The sequence below is a fragment of the Alteromonas sp. 4NH20-0104 genome (assembly GCF_057547795.1).
This window is the reverse complement of the sequence record NZ_BAAJLP010000027.1, coordinates 28,996-54,016: the sequence shown is the minus strand read 5'-3', so window position 1 is coordinate 54,016 and position 25,021 is coordinate 28,996. Positions and strand designations below refer to the sequence as shown.

General features: G+C 50.4%; 22 protein-coding genes. 8 read left to right on the top strand and 14 right to left on the bottom strand.

The features are described 5' to 3' along the window. Positions 1-116 precede the first annotated feature (116 nt). Both fadA and fadB read right to left on the bottom strand, forming a co-directional pair. Positions 117-1,280 (bottom strand): acetyl-CoA C-acyltransferase FadA, encoded by a 1,164-nt coding sequence (gene fadA / locus AC27IB_RS17635; protein ID WP_296043953.1) that lies wholly within the window; start codon positions 1,278-1,280, stop codon positions 117-119. 20 nt (positions 1,281-1,300) lie between these two features. Further along, positions 1,301-3,451: a fatty acid oxidation complex subunit alpha FadB gene (gene fadB / locus AC27IB_RS17630; protein WP_296043950.1), complete on the bottom strand. Its 2,151-nt coding sequence runs from the start codon at positions 3,449-3,451 to the stop codon at positions 1,301-1,303. Positions 3,452-3,875: 424 nt separating this feature from the next. Here fadB and AC27IB_RS17625 point away from each other — a divergent pair, with 424 nt between their 5' ends. The 3 genes from AC27IB_RS17625 to AC27IB_RS17615 are packed head-to-tail and all read left to right on the top strand — an operon-like array spanning position 3,876 to position 7,946. Further along, positions 3,876-5,819 carry a transglycosylase SLT domain-containing protein gene (locus tag AC27IB_RS17625; RefSeq protein ID WP_296044015.1) on the top strand — a complete coding sequence of 648 codons (1,944 nt, stop codon included), beginning with the start codon at positions 3,876-3,878 and terminating at the stop codon, positions 5,817-5,819. 57 nt (positions 5,820-5,876) lie between these two features. After that, a complete protein-coding gene (gene pepQ / locus AC27IB_RS17620) occupies positions 5,877-7,202 on the top strand; it encodes a Xaa-Pro dipeptidase (RefSeq protein WP_487122609.1) in 1,326 nt (441 codons plus the stop codon). Positions 7,203-7,235: 33 nt separating this feature from the next. Next, entirely contained in the window at positions 7,236-7,946 is a 711-nt protein-coding gene (locus AC27IB_RS17615; protein ID WP_487122576.1) for a ZIP family metal transporter, read from the top strand. Here the strand turns inward: AC27IB_RS17615 and ispB are convergent. Further along, the gene (gene ispB / locus AC27IB_RS17610; protein ID WP_296043949.1) at positions 7,943-8,914 is read right to left on the bottom strand and encodes an octaprenyl diphosphate synthase; all 972 of its coding nucleotides are present in this window, start codon (positions 8,912-8,914) and stop codon (positions 7,943-7,945) included. The genes AC27IB_RS17615 and ispB overlap by 4 nt on opposite strands. 424 nt (positions 8,915-9,338) lie before the next feature. On the opposite strand from ispB, the gene rplU reads away from it, so the two are divergent. The 4 genes from rplU to folA all read left to right on the top strand — a co-directional run bounded on the left by rplU (position 9,339) and on the right by folA (position 11,767). Beyond that, complete coding sequence (gene rplU, locus AC27IB_RS17605) at positions 9,339-9,650, top strand: 50S ribosomal protein L21 (RefSeq protein ID WP_105935712.1); 312 nt, start codon at positions 9,339-9,341, stop codon at positions 9,648-9,650. Positions 9,651-9,665: 15 nt separating this feature from the next. Then, a complete protein-coding gene (rpmA, locus tag AC27IB_RS17600; RefSeq protein WP_273643031.1) occupies positions 9,666-9,923 on the top strand; it encodes a 50S ribosomal protein L27 in 258 nt (85 codons plus the stop codon). Between the two features lie 163 nt (positions 9,924-10,086). Continuing rightward, complete coding sequence (cgtA, locus tag AC27IB_RS17595) at positions 10,087-11,244, top strand: Obg family GTPase CgtA (protein ID WP_296043938.1); 1,158 nt, start codon at positions 10,087-10,089, stop codon at positions 11,242-11,244. 28 nt (positions 11,245-11,272) lie between these two features. Further along, positions 11,273-11,767: a type 3 dihydrofolate reductase gene (gene folA, locus AC27IB_RS17590; RefSeq protein WP_296043936.1), complete on the top strand. Its 495-nt coding sequence runs from the start codon at positions 11,273-11,275 to the stop codon at positions 11,765-11,767. Positions 11,768-11,802: 35 nt separating this feature from the next. Here the strand turns inward: folA and rpoS are convergent, their stop codons facing one another. The 10 genes from rpoS to AC27IB_RS17540 all read right to left on the bottom strand — a co-directional run bounded on the left by rpoS (position 11,803) and on the right by AC27IB_RS17540 (position 20,126). After that, complete coding sequence (gene rpoS, locus AC27IB_RS17585; RefSeq protein ID WP_296043935.1) at positions 11,803-12,798, bottom strand: RNA polymerase sigma factor RpoS; 996 nt, start codon at positions 12,796-12,798, stop codon at positions 11,803-11,805. A 69-nt stretch (positions 12,799-12,867) separates the two neighbouring features. After that, complete coding sequence (locus AC27IB_RS17580) at positions 12,868-13,707, bottom strand: peptidoglycan DD-metalloendopeptidase family protein (RefSeq protein WP_487122572.1); 840 nt, start codon at positions 13,705-13,707, stop codon at positions 12,868-12,870. After that, complete coding sequence (locus tag AC27IB_RS17575; protein WP_487122570.1) at positions 13,704-14,282, bottom strand: YqaA family protein; 579 nt, start codon at positions 14,280-14,282, stop codon at positions 13,704-13,706. Before AC27IB_RS17575 ends, AC27IB_RS17580 begins: the two co-directional genes overlap by 4 nt. Next, entirely contained in the window at positions 14,279-14,914 is a 636-nt protein-coding gene (locus tag AC27IB_RS17570) for a protein-L-isoaspartate(D-aspartate) O-methyltransferase (protein WP_487122568.1), read from the bottom strand. The genes AC27IB_RS17575 and AC27IB_RS17570 overlap by 4 nt, the downstream gene beginning before the upstream one ends. A gap of 42 nt (positions 14,915-14,956) precedes the next feature. Then, the gene (gene surE, locus AC27IB_RS17565) at positions 14,957-15,700 is read right to left on the bottom strand and encodes a 5'/3'-nucleotidase SurE (protein ID WP_487122566.1); all 744 of its coding nucleotides are present in this window, start codon (positions 15,698-15,700) and stop codon (positions 14,957-14,959) included. 44 nt (positions 15,701-15,744) lie between these two features. After that, positions 15,745-16,803: a tRNA pseudouridine(13) synthase TruD gene (gene truD / locus AC27IB_RS17560; protein WP_487122564.1), complete on the bottom strand. Its 1,059-nt coding sequence runs from the start codon at positions 16,801-16,803 to the stop codon at positions 15,745-15,747. A gap of 5 nt (positions 16,804-16,808) precedes the next feature. After that, positions 16,809-17,279: a 2-C-methyl-D-erythritol 2,4-cyclodiphosphate synthase gene (gene ispF, locus AC27IB_RS17555; protein WP_487122562.1), complete on the bottom strand. Its 471-nt coding sequence runs from the start codon at positions 17,277-17,279 to the stop codon at positions 16,809-16,811. Between the two features lie 9 nt (positions 17,280-17,288). Next, positions 17,289-17,990: a 2-C-methyl-D-erythritol 4-phosphate cytidylyltransferase gene (ispD, locus tag AC27IB_RS17550; RefSeq protein WP_487122607.1), complete on the bottom strand. Its 702-nt coding sequence runs from the start codon at positions 17,988-17,990 to the stop codon at positions 17,289-17,291. Between the two features lie 80 nt (positions 17,991-18,070). After that, a complete protein-coding gene (gene ftsB, locus AC27IB_RS17545) occupies positions 18,071-18,361 on the bottom strand; it encodes a cell division protein FtsB (RefSeq protein ID WP_296043923.1) in 291 nt (96 codons plus the stop codon). A 49-nt stretch (positions 18,362-18,410) separates the two neighbouring features. Next, positions 18,411-20,126, bottom strand: a complete 1,716-nt coding sequence (locus AC27IB_RS17540; protein ID WP_487122560.1) for a TIGR03545 family protein — start codon at positions 20,124-20,126, stop codon at positions 18,411-18,413. Between the two features lie 328 nt (positions 20,127-20,454). Here AC27IB_RS17540 and putA point away from each other — a divergent pair, with 328 nt between their 5' ends. Further along, the gene (gene putA / locus AC27IB_RS17535) at positions 20,455-24,255 is read left to right on the top strand and encodes a bifunctional proline dehydrogenase/L-glutamate gamma-semialdehyde dehydrogenase PutA (RefSeq protein ID WP_487122558.1); all 3,801 of its coding nucleotides are present in this window, start codon (positions 20,455-20,457) and stop codon (positions 24,253-24,255) included. 67 nt (positions 24,256-24,322) lie between these two features. Here the strand turns inward: putA and AC27IB_RS17530 are convergent, their stop codons facing one another. Then, positions 24,323-24,925, bottom strand: coding sequence for a TIGR04211 family SH3 domain-containing protein (locus AC27IB_RS17530; RefSeq protein ID WP_487122556.1), 603 nt, complete (start codon positions 24,923-24,925; stop codon positions 24,323-24,325). Positions 24,926-25,021: the final 96 nt, after the last annotated feature.

Sequence of the window (25,021 nt, the reverse complement as noted above, 5' to 3'; positions counted from 1 at the left end):
GAAAATAAGAGTCACCCACCAGTGAGCAGTACGCGCCTTTAATGTTGTCGGCTAACCATTCGTCATACAACAAAAAAGGGCACCGCTAAGGTGCCCTTCAATGAAGTTATACAGTCTTACACGCGTTCAAATACGGTAGCAATACCCTGGCCTAAACCAATACACATGGTCGCCAGACCAATTGACTTGTCATTGGCCTCCATCAGGTTAATCAGTGTGGTACTGATCCGGGAACCTGAACACCCGAGGGGGTGGCCCAGAGCGATAGCGCCGCCGTTTAAGTTTACGCACTCGTCGTACTTATCCAGCCAGCCAAGTTGCTTGATACAGCTAAGCGCCTGAGCGGCAAAGGCTTCGTTGAACTCTGCAATCTCAATATCATCCATGGTTAAGCCTGCACGCTTAAGGGCTTTCTGGGTAGCAGGCACTGGGCCGTAACCCATAATCGCCGCGTCACAACCAGCCACACCCATTGAACGAATTTTAGCGCGCGGCGTCAGGCCAAGCTCTTTCGCACGGTCGGCCGACATTAACAGCATCGCCGAAGCGCCGTCCGAAATGGCTGAAGCTGAGCCAGCGGTAACAGTACCGTTGACCGGATCAAATACCGGACGCAGCGCTGCCATGGATTCGGGGGTACTTTCGGGGCGGATCACTTCATCAAAGTCGATCATCTTCAGTACGCCGTCGGCATCATGACCTTCGGTGGCGACAATCTCGCTGGCCCAGCGGCCTTCCAGGTGGGCCTGGTGCGCTTTTTGATGCGAGCGAGCTGCAAAAGCATCCTGCATCTCACGGGTAATGCCGTTTTGACGGCCCAGCAGTTCTGCTGTCATCCCCATGTTGCCAGACGCTTTAGCCGTATACTTGGCCAGTCCAGGGTGGAAGTCGAGGTTAAAGGTCATTGGCACATGGCCCATGTGCTCAACGCCACCAATCATATAAACATCACCCTGACCGGTCATAATGCCTTTAGTGGCATCATGCAGGGCCTGCATGGATGAACCACACAGACGGTTAACCGTTACGGCAGCAGTGCTGCGCGGTATTTCGGTTAACAGTTGGGCATTACGGGCCACGTTAAAGCCCTGCTCTTTGGTTTGCTGTACACAGCCCCAGATAATGTCTTCAATTTCTGCCGGATCCACATTCGGGTTTCTGGCAATCAGGGCACTCATTAAGTGCGCCGATAAACTCTCGGCACGAACGTTTCTGAATACGCCGCCTTTGGAGCGACCCATGGGCGTGCGAATACAGTCAATAACTACTACATCTTTCATGATTATGTCTCCTAAGGTGATTAAGCGAAGTAAGATTTACCTTCAGCGGCCATTTGACGAACGCCGTCTGTAATTTGGTAAATCGGACCTAAATGGGCGTATTTGTCGGCAAGTTCGACAAAGTTCGCTAATCCCATAGTTTCGATGTAACGGAAAATACCACCACGGAACGGCGGGAAGCCGAGTCCGTAAATTAAGGCCATATCAGCCTCGGCAGCACTGGCCACGATGCCTTCCTCAAGACAACGAATCGCTTCGTTGGCCATTGGGATCATCAGGCGAGCAATAATTTCTTCACTGCTGAACTCGCCGGCTTCTGCCTGGTGAGGTTTGATCAGCTCATAAGCTTCAGGGGCCGCGTCTTTTTTCGGCTTACCACGCTTATCTTTACTGAAGTTGTAGAAGCCTTTGGCATTCTTCTGACCTAAACGCTCTTCTTTAAACAGTAGCGTTACCGGGTCGTTTTCAACTTTTGCCATGCGCTCTGGAATACCATCGGCCATTACTGATGCCGCGTGGTCGGCGGTATCCATTCCTACCACGTCGAGCAGGTAAGCCGGGCCCATGGGCCAGCCAAATTGTTTTTCCATGACCTTATCAACGGCAACAAAGTCAGCACCGTCGAGTACCAGTTTCGAGAAACCGGCAAAGTAAGGGAATAATACGCGGTTTACCAAAAAGCCGGGGCAGTCATTCACAACAATAGGCGTTTTGCCCATTTGCAGTGTGGTAGCCACTACGGCAGCAATGGTGTCGTCTGAAGTTTTCTCGCCGCGGATGATTTCGACCAGTGGCATGCGGTGCACTGGATTAAAGAAGTGCATACCGCAGAAACGCTCAGGTTTTTCCAGGCTTTCTGCCAATTGGTTAATAGAGATGGTGGAGGTGTTTGAGCATAAGAGAGTGTCTTCATCTACGTGCTGCTCAGTTTCTTTTAGTACCATGCTCTTAACTTTTGGGTTTTCAACCACAGCTTCAATCACTAAGTCCACGTCTTTAATGGCGCTGTATTCCAGTGATGGCGTAATAGCGTTAAGCGTTTTCGCCATTTTTTCAGGTGTGACCTTACCGAGTTGCATTCCTTTGTTAAGGATTTTGGCAGCTTCAGACAAACCGAGGTCCAGGGCGGGCTGGTTGATGTCTTTCATTATCACCGGTAAACCTTTTACGGCGCTTTGGTAAGCGATACCGCCACCCATGATACCGGCACCTAACACGGCGTTCATTTTAACGGCTTTGCTGGCAGACTTAGCTAATTTCTTGCCTTTACCTTTAACCAGCTGATCGGCCATGAAAATGCCAATCTGCGCTTTCGCTGCATCCGTTTTGGCCAGTTTTACAAAGCCCTGATTTTCCAGTGCCAGCGCGCCATCACGATCCAGTGAAGAAGCATTCTTAACCGTTTCCACCATCATGTGAGGGGCCGGGTAGTGTTTACCTGCTTTCGCGGCAACAAAGGCTTGTGCAGTAGAGAAGCTCATCATGGCTTCATTACTGTTTAGTTTAAGTGGCGCTTTTTTCGCCGCGCGGCGAGCCTGCCAGTCGATTTTGCCTGCGGCAGCGTCGGCTACCATGCTTAATGCGGCGTCTGTCAGTTTTTCAGGAGCGACAACGGCATCAACGGCGCCTTCACTAAGCGCTTGCTGACCTTTGCGATCCTTGCCGGTTGTCATCCACTCAAGGGCATTGTCGGAGCCGATAAGCCGAGGCAGACGTACTGTTCCACCAAAACCTGGCATCAGGCCTAATTTCACTTCTGGCAGGCCGATGGAAGCGGTGGTATCAACAACTCGAAGGTCACAGGCCAGCGCCATCTCGCAGCCGCCGCCTAATGCAAAACCATTCACTGCGGCGACTGTAGGAACCGGGAGATCTTCGAAACGGTCAAACACTTTTGATGTTTTTGCCACCCAGGCTAGAATTTCTTCTTCAGGCAGAGCAAACATATCAGTGAATTCAGTGATGTCGGCGCCAACAATAAAAGCGGGCTTGGCACTGCGAACTACCACCCCTTTTACGTTACTGTTGCTGGCGATTGCCTGGGTCGCTTCGTCCAGGTCACTGATGGTTTGGCGGTCGAATTTATTTACTGAACCTTTGGCATCGAATACCAGTTCAGCAAAACCGTTATCCAACAGTGATACCGTTAGATTTTGGCCTTCGTAGATCATTGTTGTCTCCTTTCAGCGTTACGCATGAAATTAATAAAATTGTAGGGAGGCGCGTTGTCTTTCAAACCCTGATTCTTTCCAATGCAGAGAAAAATATCAACAAAAATTCAAACGGGTGTTTCAATTATGTTGAATCAATGGTGTCTAAGGTAACGTTTTCAAGCCCTTTAACGCATATTTAATTTATTTATAGTTGTGTATAGCCAATCCTTTCACTGCCATTTTTTGCCAATTTTGCTAAATTAAAGAGGAAGGCAGCCAGTTACGGTAAAGCTGTTGTTGATGGTAGCACTGTTGGTTAGTTTTTGCGCTGAAACTCGCAGAAAAGCGAGTCATCGATTTTCGCTGTCATCACGGACGCAGAATATCTACACTACGGGGAATCGATGGTGCCCCAAGCGAAGAAGGAGATAGTGTGCAGGCAATGCGGTTCGTTCTGCTATTCACGTTAATGAGTTGGATCCTATCGCCGCTCTCCTTTGCCGAGGATGGCAAGCAGCGTGAACAGCAACGTGCACAATTTCTGAGTCTTGAAAAACAACTCAATACCCTGCCAGTTTCTAAGCTGCCGGCTATCCACAAGGATATTGAAGACCTGGCTAACTATCCTTTGGTGCCTTATCTGAAGTTACGGCTCGCCGAGCGGACCCTGAGTAACCTCACCGCTGCAACGGTGGATGAGTTTCTGGCCCGTTATGCTGGCACCCCCCTGGCAACTCACCTGCGTAAACGCTGGCTCGACCTGTTAAGCAAGCGACAAAAACAGGCGGCGTTTATCGAGGCTTATCAGCCGGGATTGGGCACTAAATACACCTGCCAGTATCTGCACTATCAGTTGCAGGAGTCCGATGCGCCCGACTATTGGTTTGAGCAGGTCGATGCCCTGTGGTTATCGGGGCAGTCACGCCCGGACGAATGCGACCCGGTATTTAAACAATGGCAACAAGCCGGTCATATGACCACCGATAAAGTATTGGGCCGGATTGAAAAAGTAATAAGAGGCGGCGATCGCAATCTGCTGGGGTATTTACAGCGCAGGCTGCCTGCATCACATCATTATCTGGTGGATTTATGGCGGCAAACCCGACGTTCATCGTCTACTGTGCTCAACTATAGCTTGTTCCCTGGTAAATACCCGGAGCAGGAAAAGGCGGTGCTGTATTACGGCCTGATTCGACTCGCCTGGCAAACACCGGCAAAAGCCATAAAGGCCTTTCAGTACTGGCAGGGCAAAATTGCCTTCAGCGAAGCGCAAACCAGACAGATTTACCGTGCTATTGCGATCAGTCTTGTGATTGAAGGCGATGATAACGCCGATCAGTGGCTGGCTAAGGCTAACGTCCCTGACGCTGAGGAAGATGTCAGGCACTGGCATTTGGCTTACATGCTGCGGCAAAGTGACTGGCAGCAGGCGTTAGAAGTTATTCAGACCGCGCCGGAGGATGAGCAGCGTCAGGATGCTTTCCGTTACTGGCGGGCTCGCGGGTTGGGAGAACTTGAGGCGGCACAAGGGCCGCAACAACTTTACGGCGAGCTGGCCAAAGAGCGCCATTATTACGGGTTCCTGGCCAGTGCCCGGCTGCAACAGCCGCCTGAATTGGCCGATAAACCTCTGGAAATGAGTGATTACACCCTGGCCAGAATGAGTACAGTGCCTGCGGTACAGCGCGCTTATGAGTTATTCAAGCTGGGCCGGTATGTAGAAGCCCGGCGGGAATGGTATTACCTCAACCGGCGGTTAACCACCGAAGAAAAGCGTGCCGTGACCCTGCTTGCCAGTGACTGGGGATGGCATGATCAGGCGATTATTGGCTTTGCGCAAACCGGTTATTTTAATGATGTGCGTCGCCGCTTTCCTATGGCGTTTGCCGAGGAATTTCAGCAACAAGCTTCTCAGCATGAGGTCGACCCGGCGCTGGCAATGGCGATTGCTCGTCGGGAGAGTTCGTTTATGGTTGATGCGGTGTCTCCCGCCGGTGCACGCGGACTGATGCAGTTAATGCCCGGCACGGTAAATTACATCAGCAATCAGCGGGTAGGGTATCGCACTTTGCTCGAACCTGAACAAAACCTGGAGTTTGGTATTCAGTATTTAAAATACTTAAATGACAAACTCAACCATAACCCGGTGCTGGTGTCTGCATCGTACAATGCTGGCTGGCAGCGGGTGATGGAGTGGTTGCCAACCAGCGGCGAGCAATCGCTGGATGTCTGGATTGAGAACATCCCATACCGGGAGACCCGGCATTACGTAAAAGCGGTGATGGCGTACCGGTATATCTATCAGGTTCAGCTCGGTCAGCCCTCACACCTGTTTGATACTTTGAGTCGCATGAAACTCTCGGCGGACAGCCTGACTTTACCTTAGGCTCATGGTAGTGTTATGCGCCATAATACAAGCATAAAAGATAACGACAGAGGCACTATGACAGAGCATCACGACCTGTATGCAGCGCATATCGACACACTCCAGCAACGCACCCGCGAAGCCCTGGAACGGGAAGGACTGGAAGGGCTGGTTATTCACTCAGGTCAAAGCAAGCGATTGTTTTTAGACGACAACCATTACCCTTTTAAAGTGAATCCGCAGTTTAAAGCCTGGTTACCGGTTATCGACAACCCTAACTGCTGGCTGGTGGTAAATGGTGTGGATAAACCGAAACTTATCTTTTACCGGCCTACAGACTTCTGGCACAAGGTGCCGCCTGAGCCAAACGAGTACTGGACTGACTGTTTTGACGTGGTGATGCTTAAACAGCCGGATATGGTTGAAAAGCACCTGCCTTATGACAAACGTCATTTTGCCTATGTAGGGGAATACATTGAGGTGGCCAGCGCTTTGGGTTTTGACAACGTTAACCCGGACAGAGCACTGCATTACCTGCATTATCAGCGGGCTTATAAAACAGACTATGAACTGGCCTGTATGCGTGAGGCGAACCGCATCGCTGTAGCGGGTCATCAGGCCGCTGCTGCTGCATTCTTTGCCGGAGAAAGCGAGTTTGCTATTAATCTTGCCTATAATGCCGCCACTCAACAGGGCGATAATGACGTGCCGTATACCGGTATCATTGCTCTCAATGAGCATTGCTCGATTCTTCATTACATGCACTATGATACCGCCAGGCCAGCGCAACATCGGTCATTTCTGATTGATGCCGGTGCCAATTATAATGGTTACGCGGCTGACATCACCCGGACTTACACCGTTGGTGATAATCCGTTTAAAGGGCTTATCAGTGAGCTCGACAAGCTCACCCTGTCATTGGCCGGCAGGTTAAAACCTGGTGTGGATTATGCCGATATTCATCTGGCGGCCCATGAGGGCATTGCCGATGTGCTGGTGCAGGCCGGACTGGTTAACATGAACGCAGAGGACTGCCTGGCGCAGGGTATTACCCGTACTTTCTTCCCGCACGGGATTGGCCATTTCCTCGGATTGCAGGTGCATGATGTGGGCGGACTGGTAATGGACGATCGCGGCACACCCAAACCTGCGCCTGACGATCACCCGTTTTTACGTTGCACCCGCACAGTGGAAGCCCGTCAGGTCTTTACCATTGAGCCGGGTTTGTACTTCATTGAATCACTGCTAGCCGATTTGAAAAGCAGTGAATTATCAAAATATGTGAACTGGGGTGTTGTGGAAACCTATCGGCCTTATGGCGGCATTCGTATTGAGGATAATATTATTGTGCACCGGGACAGTAACGAAAATATGACCCGAATTGCCGAAGGTAACGCGCAATAAGCCGCAGCGAACACAGTTAACAGAGGGAATTGCGTGACAGACCCGTCAGTCGTCTATGTTGTGATAATGGCACTCGTGGCTGGCCTCGCTATGCCTGCGGGCGGCTTACTGGCCAGGGTTGAAGGCGTTTTTCCGGCCTGGCTCGACGAAGAGTTACGGCATGGCATCCTCGCCATGGGGGCCGGAGCACTGTTGTCGGCGGTGGCGCTGGTGCTGGTGCCGGATGGCATGCAGGAGCTGGGGACTGCCGCCTCCTGCGTGAGTTTCCTGCTTGGTGCCCTGGCTTTTATGGCACTGGATATCTGGCTGGCGCGAAAACAACTGCCCGCCAGTCAGTTGGCCTCGATGTTATCTGATTTTATTCCTGAGTCCATTGCGCTTGGCACAACGGCAGCTCTCGGTGGTGGCAGTGTGCTGTTAGGGTTGTTAATTGCAGTGCAAAATTTTCCCGAGGGTTTTAATGCCTACCGCGAACTCAAAGCGGCCGGACATTTTAGCTCGCGGCGAATCCTGGTGATGTTTTTGCTAATGGCATTGCTGGGACCGATGATGGCGTTAGTAGGGTACTTTCTGCTCTCGCAATATACGATTGTAGTATCGGCTATTATGCTGTTTGCCGCGGGGGGAATTCTTTATTCGGTGCTGCAGGACATCGCCCCCCAGGTGCGGATGGATAACCACTGGGCACCGCCGCTGGGCGGGATCCTGGGTTTTATGATAGGAATGTTGGGATTTAGCCTTTAGCTATTGCGGTCTACAGCGATGTGCGCCAGGGCAATTAGCGCCTGCTTGTAATCGCTTTCAGGCAACACATTAAGCGCTGAGATTGCCGTATCAGCTTCTTCAAAGGCTTTCTGACGGGTGTAGCTCAGTGCACCGGTATCATTCATTACCGCTACTATGCGTTGTAAATGGGGTAATCCATTGGCTTTTTCGATGGCTTCACGGATAAGCAATGCGTCTTCTTCATTGGCATGCCACATCGCATAAAGCAAAGGCAGGGTAGGTTTACCTTCAGCCAGATCGTCGCCGGCATTTTTGCCCATGGCCTCGCTGTCAGACTCGTAGTCGAGAATGTCATCAGCCAGCTGAAATGCAGTCCCCAGATGGCGACCGTACGCCTGCATAGCCTGTTCAACTTCAGCGGATTGTCCGGTAATCACCGCGGCTAACTGAGTGGCCGCTTCAAACAAACGGGCAGTTTTGCCATAAATTACGTCGAAGTAGCTCGCCTCGGTGGTATCCGGATCGTTGCAGTTCATCAACTGCTGAACTTCACCCTGAGCAATGCGGTTGGTGGAGTCAGACAGGATTTCCATAACCCGCATACTCTGTAGCTCAACCATCATCTGGAAACTACGTGTATAAAGGAAGTCACCTACCAGTACGCTGGCCTGATTACCAAACAGGGCATTAGCCGTTTCGCGACCACGGCGCATGGTTGATTCATCAACCACATCATCGTGTAACAGCGTAGCGGTATGAATAAATTCGATTATCGCAGCCAGCGTGTGATGCTGACCGGATTCAATGTTTAACGCTCGGGCCGCCAGCACGGTTAACAGCGGGCGGAGTCGTTTGCCGCCACTGTTAACAATATAAAAGCCAAGTTGATTGATCAGGGCAACATCCGAATCGACCTGCTGCTGGATCAGTTTATTAACTGCCTGCATATCGGATTCGGCCAATGCTTTTATTTGATCAATATTCATAGCGTCTCGTAGTGTCCGGAACGTGTAAGCTGACTGGCAGCAGATTGTACATAAATATTATCGTCTATCCAGTGAATTAGATTAATTTCACCATAATTAACAGGCTTGTCGGGACAAATGACAACGGATCCGGCGATCGCAGGGCGCCCATCGCCGCGACTATCAGACAAACACAATCCATACGCCTCCTTAAGTATAAAATCGCATGACCTTGAAATTGCAGGTAAATTTCAATCAAAACAAGCATTTTTGTTGACCGTTAAACCTGTTAAAATAGTCACTCTGACCGGCGATTGATAACTTCGCTCGAAAAATAAACTTTTTTCGCATTCTGGGGTTGAGATCGAAAATCGATTCACGTACAATTCGCGCCCTGTTTTAGAATTGATTGCGCAATAAATTTAGGCGCAGAGCGGAGAAAGTTATGTACGCGGTTTTCCAAAGTGGTGGTAAACAACACCGTGTGGCCGAAGGTCAAACCGTTCGTCTCGAGAAGATCGAAGTCGCTCCAGGCGACAGTGTAGAGTTTGATAACGTATTAATGGTTAGCAATGGTGACGACGTTAAAATCGGCACACCATATGTAGCCGGTGGTAAAGTGACTGCTGAAGTGGTTACACACGGTCGTGGCGATAAAGTAAAAATCGTTAAGTTCCGTCGTCGTAAGCACTCGCGTAAGCAAGCGGGTCACCGTCAGTGGTTCACTGAAGTGAAAATCACTGGTATTAACGCATAATAGGAGCATAGACACATGGCACACAAAAAAGCTGGTGGTAGTACCAAAAACGGTCGCGACTCAGAAAGTAAACGTTTAGGTGTTAAGCGTTTTGGTGGTGAGTCTGTGCTGGCCGGTAACATCATTGTTAGACAGCGCGGTACTCGTTTCCACGCTGGTAACAACATGGGTATCGGCAAAGACCACACCCTGTTCGCATTATCTGACGGTAAAGTTAAGTTCGAAGTTAAAGGACCTAACAACCGTAAGTTTGTGAGCATTGTTGCTGAATAAAGCGCAATCGCATACTGATTAAAAAAACCCCGCGCTTGCGGGGTTTTTTGTTGCAGGCAACACAGACAGGTTATAATCATTGAAGTGGTATGCAGGCATAACTGCTACGCACTTTGATAAAGTGAGTTACACTTAAAAGTTTAAGGTTCGGTCCGGGGTAAACATGAAATTTGTAGATGAAGCTGAAATTCGAGTTGAAGCAGGCGATGGCGGCAACGGTACCATTGGTTTTCGTCGCGAAAAATATGTGCCCAAAGGTGGCCCGGACGGCGGTGATGGTGGTGATGGTGGTAGTGTGTACTTACAAGCCGATGAAAACCTGAATACCTTAATCGATTATCGTTTTGAACGTTTTCATCGCGCTGAGCGTGGTCAGAACGGGATGGGCGGCAATTGTACCGGTAAAGCAGGTGAAGATCTCACCGTACTGGTGCCGGTGGGTACCCGCGCTACGGACGCCGATACCCAGGAAGTGCTGGGAGACTTAACCCGTCATGGACAGCGTTTAAAAGTAGCTCAGGGTGGTTTTCACGGATTGGGCAATGCTCGTTTTAAAAGCAGTACCAACCGTGCTCCACGACAAAAAACCAACGGCACACCCGGCGAAATTCGCAATCTGAAACTGGAACTGATGCTGTTGGCTGATGTTGGCATGCTCGGTTTGCCGAATGCCGGAAAATCAACCTTTATTCGTTCTGTGTCTGCGGCAAAGCCGAAAGTGGCAGACTATCCGTTTACCACGCTGGTCCCTAATTTAGGTGTTGTCAGACAAGATGCCCAACGTAGCTTTGTCATTGCCGACATTCCCGGGTTAATTGAAGGCGCTTCGGAAGGGGCGGGGTTGGGGATTCGATTCCTTAAACACCTTGAACGTTGCCGGATACTGTTGCACCTGGTCGATCTGATGCCGGCGGATCAGTCCGATCCGGCTGAGAACGCCCTCACTATTATCAATGAGCTGGAAAAATACAGCCCGAAACTGGCTGGTAAGCCGCGGTGGCTGGTGTTCAATAAGATTGATTTATTGCTTGAGGATGAAGCTGAAGAACTGTGTCAGCAAATCGTTGAAAAGCTGGAATGGGACGGTCCGGTTTACTATATCTCCGCCTTTCAGCGTTTAGGGCTCGAACCACTTTGCCATGAAATCATGAACTTCATTGAGAGCCTGCCTGATGAGCTAGAAGAAGAGCAGGACAAACCTGAAGTTGAGTTCAAATGGGATACCTATAGTCCTGAGCCACAGGCAGAGGCCGACGATGATGATGATGATTGGGATGATGATGACGACGATTATGATGTCGAAGTGATTTATCGTAAGTAACCTGACGGGTAGTAAGGTGTCAGTGAAAATGAAAATAGCTATGATTGCCGCCATGGCGAACGATCGGGTAATTGGCAAAGATAACCAGATGCCCTGGCATATGCCAGCAGACCTGGCGCACTTTAAACGCACTACCCTGGGCAAGCCAGTGATTATGGGCAGAAAAACCTATGAATCCATTGGCAGAGCCTTACCTGGCCGATTGAACATTGTTATTACAACCGATATTAACTATCAGTTGGACGATGCGGTGGTGGTTAACGCCATTGAGCCGGCCCTGCAAAAAGCGCAGGAAACAGAAACGGAAGAAGTGATGATCATCGGTGGCGGTAAAATTTATGCCAGCCTGTTACCTAAAGCTGATCGCTTATATCTTACGCAGATAGAGCTCGATACTGAAGGCGATACTCATTTCCCAGACTATAAGACCGCTGGTGAATGGCTTATCACCAACGAGCAATCGTTTGAAGCAGACGATAAAAACCCGCATCCATACCGATTCATTACTCTCGACAGACAATAAAAAACGCCCCGAATCGGGGCGTTTTTGTGTATCAATTAACTTAGACGGCTAAAGACGCTTTCTAAATCCAGGCCCTGACTACTGAGCATGTCTTTTAAACGACGCAGACCTTCTACCTGAATCTGCCGAACCCTTTCACGCGTCAGGCCAATCTCAGCGCCTACATCTTCAAGGGTTGAGGGCTCGTAGCCCATCAGTCCAAATCTTCTGGCCAGCACTTCACGTTGCTTAGCGTTTAGTTCCTGCAACCAGGACACAATATTTTGTTTAATATTGCTGTCCTGTAACTCGTCCTCCGGACTTGATTCATTATCGTCCGCCAGAATATCGAGCAATGCTTTATCATTTTCACCACCAATGGGAGTGTCAACAGAGCTGATGCGTTCATTAAGACGCAGCATCTTGCTAACTTCATCAATGGGCTTGTCCAGATAAAGTGCAATGTCTTCTGCTGTAGGTTCGTGATCAAGCTCTTGAGCCAGTTCACGGGCCGCACGCAAATAGACGTTTAATTCTTTTACCACATGAATTGGTAACCGAATCGTCCGGGTTTGATTCATAATGGCTCGTTCAATAGTCTGACGAATCCACCATGTTGCATACGTTGAGAATCTGAACCCTCTTTCCGGATCAAACTTTTCAACGGCCCGAATCAATCCAAGGTTGCCTTCCTCAATAAGATCCAGCAGTGCCAGGCCTCTATTGTTGTAACGTCGGGCAATCTTCACTACCAACCTGAGGTTGCTAACGATCATTCGCTTACGAGATGCTTCGCAGCCTTTCAGTGCTCTGCGTGCAAAGTGGACTTCTTCTTCTGCGGTAAGCAGGGGAGAATAACCAATTTCGCTCAGGTATAACTGAGTTGCATCCAGTGTTTTTGTGACCTCTTCCTGGTTTATCCAGGTGTCGGTCTTGGTTTTTTCATTTTCTTCATTTAACAACTCGTCGTCTTTGATATTTTCATTAACTTCGATGTTGTCTACTTCGTCTTGGGGTGTTGCGTCGATGACAGCGATATTTTGTTGACCCACAACTGTATCTCCTGCGTTGTTTTACCTTACGACGTTCTCCTGATTCTTAATTATTATTATTATTTATTGTTATTGTTTGTTTGGTAGATATTTCATCGGTTCTACTGCTTTTCCCCGATAACGTATTTCAAAATGGAGCTTAACGGTTGTTGTTCCGGTGTTGCCCATTTTTGCAATTTCCTGACCCGCGTTAACCCAGTCACGCTCACTGACCATTATCTGATCATTATGCGCATATGCACTTAAAAAGGATTCGGTGTGTTTTATTATTATTAGATTACCGTATCCGCGCAGCGCGTTACCAGCGTATACAACTTTCCCTGCGGCAGCAGCAACGATTTCGCTGCCCTGATTTGAGTAAATGTCGACCCCTGTTTGGGTGGTCTGACCGTTACTGTTTGATAATTGGAACCGACCTTGTGCAGGCCACATCCATTTTTCAACACGTTGTGGAAAGCCTTTCTTTTTGGGCTTACTCACAACTCCTTTTGTGTTGTTAACATCTGATTCACAATCACAATACGCCTGGCTATCTTTTTGGTCAATAGACATTTTTGGATTTTGCCTGCTAGTTTGACCAGTCATATTATTGACACTGTGAGGTTTTTTTGACACCCTTCGCGGTTGTTGTAAATTCAGTGATTGGCCGGGATAAATATTGTAGGGTTCGGACAACGAATTCCATTTCGCTATATCCCGGTAATCGTTCCCTGTATACCAGGCAATCGCATAGAGCGTATCCCCTGCTTTGACGGTGTACTGGGTGAGCTTTTCCGCCGTTTTGGGGTAGTGCTGACTGTTCAGTACTACCACCGGCGCCGGCCGTTCGGGACCTGCGCAGCTCACTAACGCTATGCTGACAATAATGCCGATTATTCCGCGCATCACGTTAGTGTTGTGTAACTTCATCGTAGCATCAAATAAGCGATAACCGCCAGTCCAACCACTGCCCAGCCAAGTACTTCCACATATTTACGCAACTGCTCTTCCATCTTAGCGCCACCCCATTTCATAAGTGTTGCCACTAAAAAAAACCTCGCACCGCGGCCAACGGCTGAGGCAATTAAAAAGGGTAGAAAAGCCATTTGCAAGAAACCGGCGCTGATGGTGAAAACCTTGTACGGAATAGGCGAAAACCCCGCCAGGAAAACTACCCACACGCCGTAGGCTTCAAACCAGCCTATAGCGGTTTCCAGTTTGTGAGCGTAACCTGATGATTCAATATAGGGCTGTAACAGGGTGTCGAAAGCAAAAAAGCCCAACAGATAACCTGCCACCCCGCCAACAATCGAAGCTATTGTGGTGATCAGGGCAAAGTGCCAGGCGCGCGATGGCTGCGAGAGCGACATGGGCGCCAGCATGACATCTGGTGGTATGGGAAAAATGACAGACTCGGCGAAGCTCAGTATCGCCAGATAGCGACTGGCGGCCGGGTGCTTAGACCAGCGTAAAGCGAGATCATAACAAGGTTGGAATAATTTCAAAGGAGGTCTCCGGCCACCAGGGGAACAAAACGAACCGCTTCCACAGTGGTACTGTGCAGTTCGCCTTCAATTTTATCGATACAAAGTAATTCCTGTTGGTCGTCGCCCACCGGTATCACCAGTCGGCCGCCTTCATTGAGCTGGTCGGTTAGGGCCTGGGGAATACTGCTGGCCGCCGCAGTAACAATAATGCAGTCGTAGGGGCCTTTACTGCTCCAACCTTGCCAGCCGTCGCCATGCTTCATTTTTATATTATGTAAATCAAGCTGGTTCATACGGCGTTTGGCCTGAAATTGCAGCGCTTTGATGCGTTCAACCGAAAAAACCTGGGGAAACAGCAAAGCGAGAATGGCGGTTTGATAGCCGGAGCCGGTGCCAATTTCCAGTACTGAGTTCGCGGCGTTCGGTGCAGCCAGCAGCAATTCACTCATTTTGGCAACAATATAAGGTTGCGATATGGTTTGTCCCTGTCCAATGGGTAATGCCGTATTCTGATAGGCCTTATGCTGTAATGCATCCGGTAAAAAGCGTTCGCGGGGAACACTGGCCAAAGCATTGAGCACCTTCTGATTCGAAATCCCTTCATCGCACAACAGCTGCGCGAGTGCATCGCCTTTTCTTGTTGTTCTCATGTGTCATTAATTCTTGTTGCGGGTTATTTTTCTTATTGAGGCTTACATTTCCAGCCACTTTTCCATTTCTGCAATGCTGTCGCGGGCAGTCATATCAACGCTCAGTGGTGTTACTGAGCAATAACCGTTTGCGATAGCATGAAAATCCGTCCCCGGCCCGGCATCCTGTTCTGCGCCGGCCGGGCCATACCAGTATATCGGCCGGCCAAAGGCATCCTTCGCTTTTACCATGGACTCCGCGCGGTGGCGTCGGCCCTGGCGGGTGACCTTGACTCCGGCCAGTTTGTCATAAGGTAAATCCGGCACGTTAATATTCAGGATCTGATTGGCTGGCAGTGGGTGAGTGATTAATTTCTCTATTACTTCCACCACGACCCGGGCGGCGGTTTCAAAATGACCACCCTCATAATTGCATAACGAAACGGCTATGGCTGGTAAGCCCATGTATCGGCCTTCGGTAGCGGCTGCTACCGTGCCCGAGTAAATCACATCGTCGCCGAGATTCGCGCCGTGATTAATGCCAGAGACAACCAGTTCGGGATCTTCTTGCAAAAAGCTGTTAACCCCCAGATGGACGCAGTCGGAAGGCGTACCATTAACGGCGAAAAAGCCATTCTCCATTTGCTGAATTCGCAATGGCTGATGCAATGACAAAGCATTACTCGCGCCGCTGCAGTTGCGGTCGGGGGCAATTACCGTAACATCATGCTGTTTTGCCAGCGCGGCATGCATGGTGGCAATGCCTTTGGCAAAAACGCTGTCGTCATTACTGAGTAGTATTTTCATAAGCTAATAAGTATACCGGTTGTATCTACAGGAAATGTGTTCCATCAGGCTAACTCGGTGGTAAGCAGACATTCTCTTAATACCGTGGTCGCAAAGCAGCCTGAGGGCAGGAAAAACCGTATGATTAATGTATCACCTTGCTGATTGCATTCAAGCCGTTGTGGCCAAATAATCGCAGCACGACGTTCCATACTGAGTTTTTGATCGGCCAGAAACGCGGTGACCTCGGGATAAGCGGCGGCTGATTCCAGCTCCATGATCCTGGCATCGCCCGCCGAACCAATATCGCCTTTGCCCCACAATGGGATGGTGGTAGACAGATCTTGTCGGGTTAAACGCTCACTGAGTGGCTGGATGTCTTCATCAGCAACAAAAATACTGTTCGAACCGGCAAGGTTGATCACGTCGCCGGGGGTTATGGTATGCAGGCAGCCCCTGGCGATGCGGTTCGACAGCATTTCGTTAAACAGCCAGCTACGCAACGCCGACAGGGCCATAGAACGTTTATTACGGTTTTTAATTACCTCGCCGTTAAGCATCCGTTCCGCCATCATCAGATTGCCACCGCGGTTAACTTCGCCCTCTTCACTGATCCGCTGGACGCCAAAACGCTGGCTGCCGTAATAATTGGGTACGCCGGTCCGGGCCGCCTGCTGCAGTCTGTTTACTACCGCATCCGGGTCGGTCACTGCTCGCAGGGTAATTTCAAAGTGATTACCTTTTAATTGGCCGGTACGCAGTTTTTTGTTATGACGCTGTACCTGCAGGATTCGGGTGCCTTCAAGGGTAAAGGCGTCCCAGTTAAATTCGGTTTTGCCTGGCACATGCACACCAAACCACTGACGGGTAACGGCATACTTGTCTTTTCGACCGGCGTAGGTCACCTGGCGTAGTGGCAAACCACAAAAACTGGCCAGTTGCTCGGCTACGTAGGCGGTATTGAGCTGCGTTTTCTCAAGCTCGACATAAATATGTTCACCATCACCGGACAGTGTATAGCCGAGCTCTTCGGTTACCTTAAAGTCGGCAATATGTTGTTTTAGTAGCCCGCTGGCGACGGGCGTATCGTTAAGGTATTGCCAGTGTTCAGTGTGTAGTTGCATAGTGCTCATTTCGTAATCAGGGCAACAGCGTAGGCTGCGATGCCCTCTTTGCGACCGGCAAAACCGAGTTTTTCGGTAGTGGTGGCTTTTACATTGATTTGATCGGTGTCGACCTGACAGTCGCTGGCGAGTAATTGCTGCATGGTCGCTATGTGCGGCGCCATTTTGGGCGCCTGGGCAACAATAGTCATATCGGCATTAACCAGCTTATAGCCCAGGCCGTGTAGCCGGGCCATCACATCGCGCAACAATCCGCGGCTATCGGCCCCGGCATAAGCACTGTCTGTATCGGGAAAATGTTTACCGATATCACCCAGTGCAGCAGCGCCCAGTAAGGCGTCGCAAAGGGCGTGGATCAGTACATCGCCGTCTGAGTGGGCCAGCAGGCCCTGCTCATAATCAATGCTTACACCACCAATAGTAATTGGGCCTTCGCCGCCGAATTTGTGAACGTCGTAACCGTGTCCGATTCGCATAAGAGTCAATTACCTGCTTTGTTGTAAATAAAATTGTGCCAGGGTTAAGTCTGCCGGGCGCGTAATTTTGATATTCGCCGGATCGCTGTCGATTAATTCAACGCTGTGGCCGGCAAACTCCATTGCTGAAGCTTCGTCGGTCACCACTGCGCCGGCTTGCAATGCACCAGCCAGCGCATCACGTAAAATGCCAGCCGGGAACAACTGAGGGGTTAGTGCGTGCCAGAGGTTGTCCCGCTCTTCTGTTTTCACTACCACCGGGGTTGAGTTGGTACTGGCTGTGCCGCGCTTCATAGTATCGCGAACCGGTGTGGCAAGAATGCCTCCACTAAAATCCACAGCGCCGGTACGCTCGGTTAACCGGCTGATATCGAGGTGACTTACGCAGGGGCGGGCGGCGTCGTGCACCAGGGCCCACTCGTCATCGGCCAGCTCTGCCAGAGCGTTGTATACCGAGTCTGCCCGACTCTCGCCGCCGTGAACGGTTGTAAGCCAGGGCGCATCTTGCAGCGGTAGCTGCTTAAAGTATTCATCATCGGGACTAATGGCCACCACAACCCGCGAGATCGCCGGGTGGGCTGCCAGCGTTAGCAGCGTATGTTCCAGAATAGTTTGCGCGCCTATCGTCAGATATTGTTTAGGGCGATCGGCCTGCATTCGTGAACCAATACCTGCCGCAGGAACCACGGCAACAATGGATGTATTAGTTATGCTCAAAGGTTTGTTTCTCTTTATTGTTCTTGATGGTCATTGCCGGAAGGGAGAGTTAAGCCAGAAATTACCCGCACCCTTTAGTCTTCTTCGGTGGGTAATATCCGGTAGAAGGTTTCACCCCGTTTGATCAGGCCCAGCTCGTTTCTGGCTCTTTCTTCTACCGCCTCAAGGCCAATAGTCAAATCGCTGATGTCTGCCTTTAACAAGGCGTTACGCTGCACCAGGTTGGCGTTTTGCTGATGCTGTTTTTGCACTTCTTGTTGCTTGGCCAGATAGTCAGGGATGCTGTTTTTCCCGAGCCACAGGCGAACCTGTAGCGCGCCTAACAGCGCTAACAGAATAAATAGGATTGCCCGATCTCGCCACACAATGAACACCTGTTCGAATTAGTCGAAGTTATTATGCCGCGCTGGATGCTTAACGTCCATCCAGTTTATCGAACAGTTTGTTCAGCAGCTTGTCTTTCTGTTTTTCCACCGCGTTTTTAAACGTAGCCTGCAGTAATTCCTGCAATGCGGCTTCGTCACGCTGACTGGCGGTCAGCCAGGTGGATATATTGCCAAGTTCGCTGGCCAGGTTGTCGTCCTGATCGCCCACCATGCCTTGTAATTTGCTATTCAGTTCGCTCAGTTTATCCTGTTGCGATGCACTCAGGCTGGATAATGCTGCGTTTGCGAGCTGCCTGTCCAGGTCAGACGAAAAACCAAAATTGGGGGCCGTCAGCGTACCGCCAATGTCCATTTTCATATCAAGCTGCTTAAGACTATCGAGCAACCCGGCTATGGCGTTAGTCAGGTTATCACTGCCGGTGGCTGCCATGGTCAGTTCGGTCAGGTCGACCTGGCCCGAACCATTGAGGATATTATCAGTAATCTTAAGCGAACCACTGGTCGCCAGTAAGGCTTGCTTAATTGACGCATCAAGTCGCGGGTTTTGGCTCAGGGCAACACTGTCCAGCAGCACCCCGGCAATTTGCCATGTCTGCGAGGCGTCCAGCCCGTTACTATCAATAAAAAACTGCCCCTGGGTAGAGAAGGTTTGTGCGCCCTTGGCTGCGGCATTCAAAAAGAAAGTTGTCGGGTTGCCAAATACGGCGTGCATATTGGTAATATTTTTCCAGTCGCCGGTTAGCAGGGTATCCTGCCAGTTGACCGATATATTGGCTTGCCTGATGAGGACATCCAGCGGCGTACCGGCTTGCTCTTCTGTTTCTGAGGTTTCGTTGCTGCCTTTAAGCAAAGGAACCAGCAAATCAAAAGCGCTGAACAGGTAACGATTATATTGCGCCGCTTTATCGCCGAATACCGCTTCGGTCAACTGTGAAAGGGCGGCCTGGTCACCGGCATAAACGCCTTTAAGCAATTCATAGTCCTGAGCCGGTGCCGTTTTTAACGTCTGTAAGGAAGCACTCATTGCCGCTCTGGCCTCACTGGCTTTCGCTCTGAAAGTGGTAATGCTTTCCTTATCATTGCGCATTTGTTGCTTTAACTGGTCAAACGCCTCTTTGGCTTTCACCACCTCAGCCGGGTTTTTAAAATCCGTATCGCGAAGTTTCTGTATTTCCGTTTTGTAGTATTCAAGGCGCGCTTTGTCGGGGAGCGACTGATAATCGGTTTTCAATGCTTCGGCATAGGTGTTGTAAGTGGTTCTGGCCTCTTCTACTGCCGCGGTGGTTTTTAGTGGCGAGCGCTCCAGCAATTCATCCACAGTCGGTAATGCTTCTTTTGCTTCGCTAAGTAAATCATCAAAGCTTTGCCCTTCAGGTTTACGCAGCACCTGACCAGGGGCAGAGCGGGGCTGATTAAAAGCGACATCGAGTAAATCTACCTGATTCATAATCAGTTGGTCTGACAGCAGCGCGGTAAGCTCGACATCGCCTGCCATTCGGCCAACGACTAATTGATTGTTGAGAGGCTCTGAGGGATCGGTAAACGCCACCTCGGTAATGGCGACTTTAAAAGGAAACAATTGATGTTCAAAGCCGCCGATGTTGACCTCGGCGCCATGCGACTGCGTAAGCTGCCCCTCCAGAATGGATTTAATCAGCATGTCGGCAAACAGCCAGTAGATAACTACCGGAGTAAGAATTATCCCTGCTATCCAAATGGAAAACTTAGCGGCTCGGCTCTGCATTGCTTGCTCCTTGACTATGAAAGACACCGTTAACGCCAGGCTGTTAGATATCGCACAGCAACGCAGCGCACCGGCTCTGCCTTGACGCGCCAAAACTGGCCAGTTAATGTGGCAACAAAATCTTACGTTAGTTCACCGGCTTTCTCGTCACGGGCAGGTTCAGGGGCATACCCCGGCGCAGTCGTCTTGGTTAGAATACATAACCTTTGTTACAAAGCGCAGCATTAGGCGCTTCTACAAATATAACAGTGATCTGTATTCATACTACCGCGTTAAAAAACGGTGCTAATCTTAATTTTTATACGACAGAAAGTACACAAGGGGTTCAATGTTAACTAAAAGCACGTTTACGACCACCAGCCCGATCCGACAGTTAATCCGCGATTATTATCGCATCCCTGAAACTGACGCGGTCGATCAGATCCTGCCCATTGCCGAAGTCAATCCCCGGGCCCGCAGCCGGGCATGGGAGCGTGCCCGACGCATGGTGCTTAAAATTCGGCGCGAGCAGGAGGGCCACGGTGGTGTAGATGCCTTGCTTAACGAATATTCGTTGTCTACCTCTGAAGGTGTGGTCTTGATGTGTCTGGCCGAAGCGTTGTTGCGGGTACCAGACAAACACACGCAGGACGAGCTCATTCGAGACAAGTTATCCAAAGGCCAGTGGACCCCGCATCTGGGCAACAGTGAATCCTTGTTCGTTAACGCCTCATCCTGGGGACTGCTGTTTACCGGCAACATGGTTAACTATGCTGATAAACGTAAAAGCGAACAGTTCGGCCTGCTTAAAAAGACCATAGGCCGGCTGGGTGAGCCGGTGATCCGCCGCGCAATGAACATTGCCATGCGCGTGATGGGTCGTCAGTTTGTAATGGGCGAAAGTATTGAAGATGCGGTAGAAAGAGCCCAGGAAAAAGAAAAGAAAGGCTACGTATATTCTTACGATATGCTCGGTGAAGGGGCTCGCACCTTTGCCGATGCCGACCGGTACTACGATGCGTATGTTAAGGCCATCAAGGTTATCGGTAAAGCGGCGGCTGGCAAAGGGCCGCGTAAGTCACCGGGGATTTCGGTAAAACTCTCGGCTATCCATCCACGCTATGAGTTTTCGCATTACGAGCGGGTTATGAAAGAGCTGCCGGAACGACTTAAATCACTGTGCATGATGGCCAAAGAATACGATATTGGTCTGACCGTTGATGCCGAAGAAGCCGACCGTCTGGAAACCTCGCTGGATATTATTGAAGCGGTGTTCCGCGATCCGGACCTGGATGGCTGGGAAGGCTTTGGTCTGGCCGTACAGGCCTATCAAAAACGTGCGATTCACGTAATTGAGTGGCTGCGCGAACTTACCCTCGACGTAGGTCGCAAAATGATGGTGCGACTGGTGAAAGGCGCTTACTGGGACACTGAAATTAAGCTTACCCAAACAGCGGGTGTAGATGCATTTCCGGTCTTTACCCGGAAATCCTCCACCGACGTGTCTTACCACGCTTGTGCTAACCAGCTGCTGGAATACCGCGATACCATTTATCCACAGTTTGCCACGCATAATGCTTACACCGCATCAGTGATTGTTGAGCTTGCCGGTGATGACAAACAGGGCTTTGAGTTCCAGTGTCTGCATGGAATGGGCGATACTCTTTACGATCAGGTGGTGACCGAAGAACAAATTCAGTGCCGTGTGTATGCACCGGTAGGGATCCATGAAGATCTGCTCGCTTATTTGGTTCGTCGCTTACTGGAAAATGGCGCTAACTCTTCTTTCGTTAACGCCATTGTGGACGATAGCAAACCGGTAGAGGCACTGCTTGAAGACCCGGTAGAGCTGACTCAGCGCCTGACATACCGCTATAACAAGCAAATCAATAAAGCTTCAGAGATGTTTGCCCCTGAGCGGGTGAATTCTAAAGGCATGGATCTTACCGATCTGAATACCGTCAATACTCTCAAGTACAACTTAGGCCGTTATGCTCGCCAGTACGTTGTGCAGCCAGAGAATGTGCCGGAAGGTGCGGTGCCGGTGAAGAACCCGGCGAACCTCAACGATATTGTGGGTTACCATCATTACGCGGATGAAGCAGCCATTAAACAAGCCCTCGATAATGCCGAAAGCGGCTTTAAAGAGTGGTCAGAGCGCTCTGCCAGCGAACGGGCGATGCTATTGAATCAGGTGGCTGATTCCCTCGAACGTCATATGGATGAGCTGATTGCTATTTGTATCCGTGAAGCGGGTAAGGTGACGCAGGATTCTATCGACGAGGTGCGCGAAGCCGTGGACTTCTGTCGTTATTACGCCGCCAGAGCCGTAGAGCTCAGCCAGGATGAGCGTTTAGTGCCCCGTGGCGTAGTGCTGTGTATTAGTCCGTGGAACTTCCCGCTGGCCATCTTCCTTGGTCAGGTTGTGGCAGCCCTGGCTACCGGTAACACGGTAGTGGCCAAGCCTGCCGAACAAACCAGTATGATAGCTCTGCGAGCGGTGCAGATGATGCGGTCGGTTGGATTGCCGGACAACGCCCTGCAACTGGTTATTGCCAAGGGCCCGGATGTTGGCAACGTATTGCTACCGGATGAGCGGATTAAGGCGGTGATTTTTACCGGCTCCACACAAACCGGTACGTTTATTTCCAAAACGCTGGCGCAGCGCGGTGGCGAGCAGGTACCGCTGATTGCCGAAACCGGCGGTCAGAACTGCATGATTGTGGATTCTACTGCACTGCCCGAACAGGTAGTGGATGACGTCATTCACTCAGGCTTTCAGAGTGCCGGCCAGCGCTGCTCGGCATTAAGGGTCTTGTTTGTACAGGAAGACATTGCCGATAACCTTATTAAAATGCTTACCGGGGCAGTGCAAGAACTGACTATTGACGATCCGTCGTGGCTGAGTACCGACGTTGGTCCGGTGATCGATCAGAAAGCCCTGTCTTCGCTGCAGGAACATGCCGAGTACATGAAAGAAAATGGCAAGCTCCTTTATCAGTCAGAGCTGCCGGAAAGCGCCCAGGACGGCACGTTTTTCCCGCCTACGCTTTACGAAATCAGCGATCTGAGTGTGCTGAAACGGGAAGTGTTTGGGCCGGTAGTGCACGTTGTGCGTTTCAAAGGCAAAGAGCTGGATAACGTTCTGAAACAGATTAACGATACCGGCTACGGCCTGACCATGGGGATCCACTCCCGTATTGAAGAACGCGCTTATGAACTGGCTGCCCGCTCACGGGTTGGTAATGTGTACATAAACAGAAACATGATTGGTGCGATTGTGGGGGTTCAGCCGTTTGGCGGACGCGGATTATCCGGCACCGGGCCGAAAGCCGGTGGACCAAGCTACCTGTCTCGGCTAATGATGGAAAAAGCCACCCCGAAACCTACCATTCTGGAAGAGCCGGAAAGCATTGATGACGCGCTGTCAGGTGGCGACACTCAACATGAGGAAGCGGCTGCCATTATGCGTAAGGCAACCGAGACTGAAGAAGCCTGGCGCTACCTGCCATTGCATGAGCGCATTTCCAAAGTGCGCCAGCTACTGGCAAAACTGGCGACGGTGGATATAGTTGAAGAGCTCGCCGATGACCTTAACCGCACGCTGGCCTCGGCCCGTTCGCAGTTAATCAGTATCGACAAAAAGCTCGCCAAACCCACCATACTGCCGGGGCCTACGGGAGAGTCTAATAAGCTCTACCTTGAGCCACGAGGGGTACTGGTGTGTTTCGCCGATAAAGAAGTGGCTTTCGAATACTGGATGCTGTCGATTGTGTCGGCGCTGGCCACCGGTAACTGCGTTGTTTCCGTTGTGTCTGATCTGTTCTATGAAGAAGCGCTGGCTGTCAAAGAGAAGTTTAAATCGGTAGGGGCGCCAGATGGTGTCTTCCAGGTAGCCAGATTGAGCCACCTCGATGCACTGTTAATGGATGAACAGCTGGCCGGTGTTGTGGTAGACAGCAGTACCGAACGGACAGCACACATCTCGGCGATGTTAGCTGAACGTCAGGGCGCTATTCTGCCGGTGATCACCGCCGAATATAACGATAAACTGATCCAGCGTCTGATGACCGAGAAAACGATCAGTATTGATACCACGGCATCGGGGGGGAATACTTCACTGATGACCATGGTGGATGAAGATGAGTAGTTAGCTTATCCAACATAAAAAAGGGCGCTCTGTTGAAGCGCCCTTTTTTGATCCCGATGTGTTTAGCTTACATCCACGAATCGTTGCGACGGCGTCGCTTGGGAATAAAAGTAATAATTATGCCGAGCAAAACACCGGCACCGGCAACAATACCGCCATAACTGAACATCCTGTAGCGTTCCTGAGTGTCCTGATCGCTGATTTGCGCTTCCAGTGAGGCAACCGATTGCTGAGACTCATTCAGACTTGCTTCAAGCTGGGCATTTTGCTGCTTCACCTGCGCCAGTTCCTGAGCCAGAGTACTATTACGCGACTGAATTCGATTGAGTTGCTGCTCACTGTTGGCCAGCCGCTGACTCAGTTGTGGTAATTGCGCACGGCGGGAAATAGTGTCAATAAGGTACTGCGTTTCAACCCAGCCTTCCCGCTCGTCGGTGTCGCTTATCTGGGTAAAGCCTTTGTCAGCATCAGATTGCAGCACCGTCACCGGTACCCCTGCTTCGATAGAGCCCAGGATCCGGTAATTCCGACCTGGTCCTGAATGTAGGTAAACAATAAGGTTATCAGCGATATAGTGGTCGCTGTTGGCCGTTACGTTGTCTGAAGATTGTTGAGCCGCAACGGGCAGGCTCACAACAACCAGGCCGAAAAGAAAAGTTAGCAAGCGCATGAGTGTCTCTACATCATAAAATAATGCTCTGATGTTAGGGGCTGACACCATTAAAGGCAAGTGCTTACCTGCATACAGTGTTATACAAACCCGTTA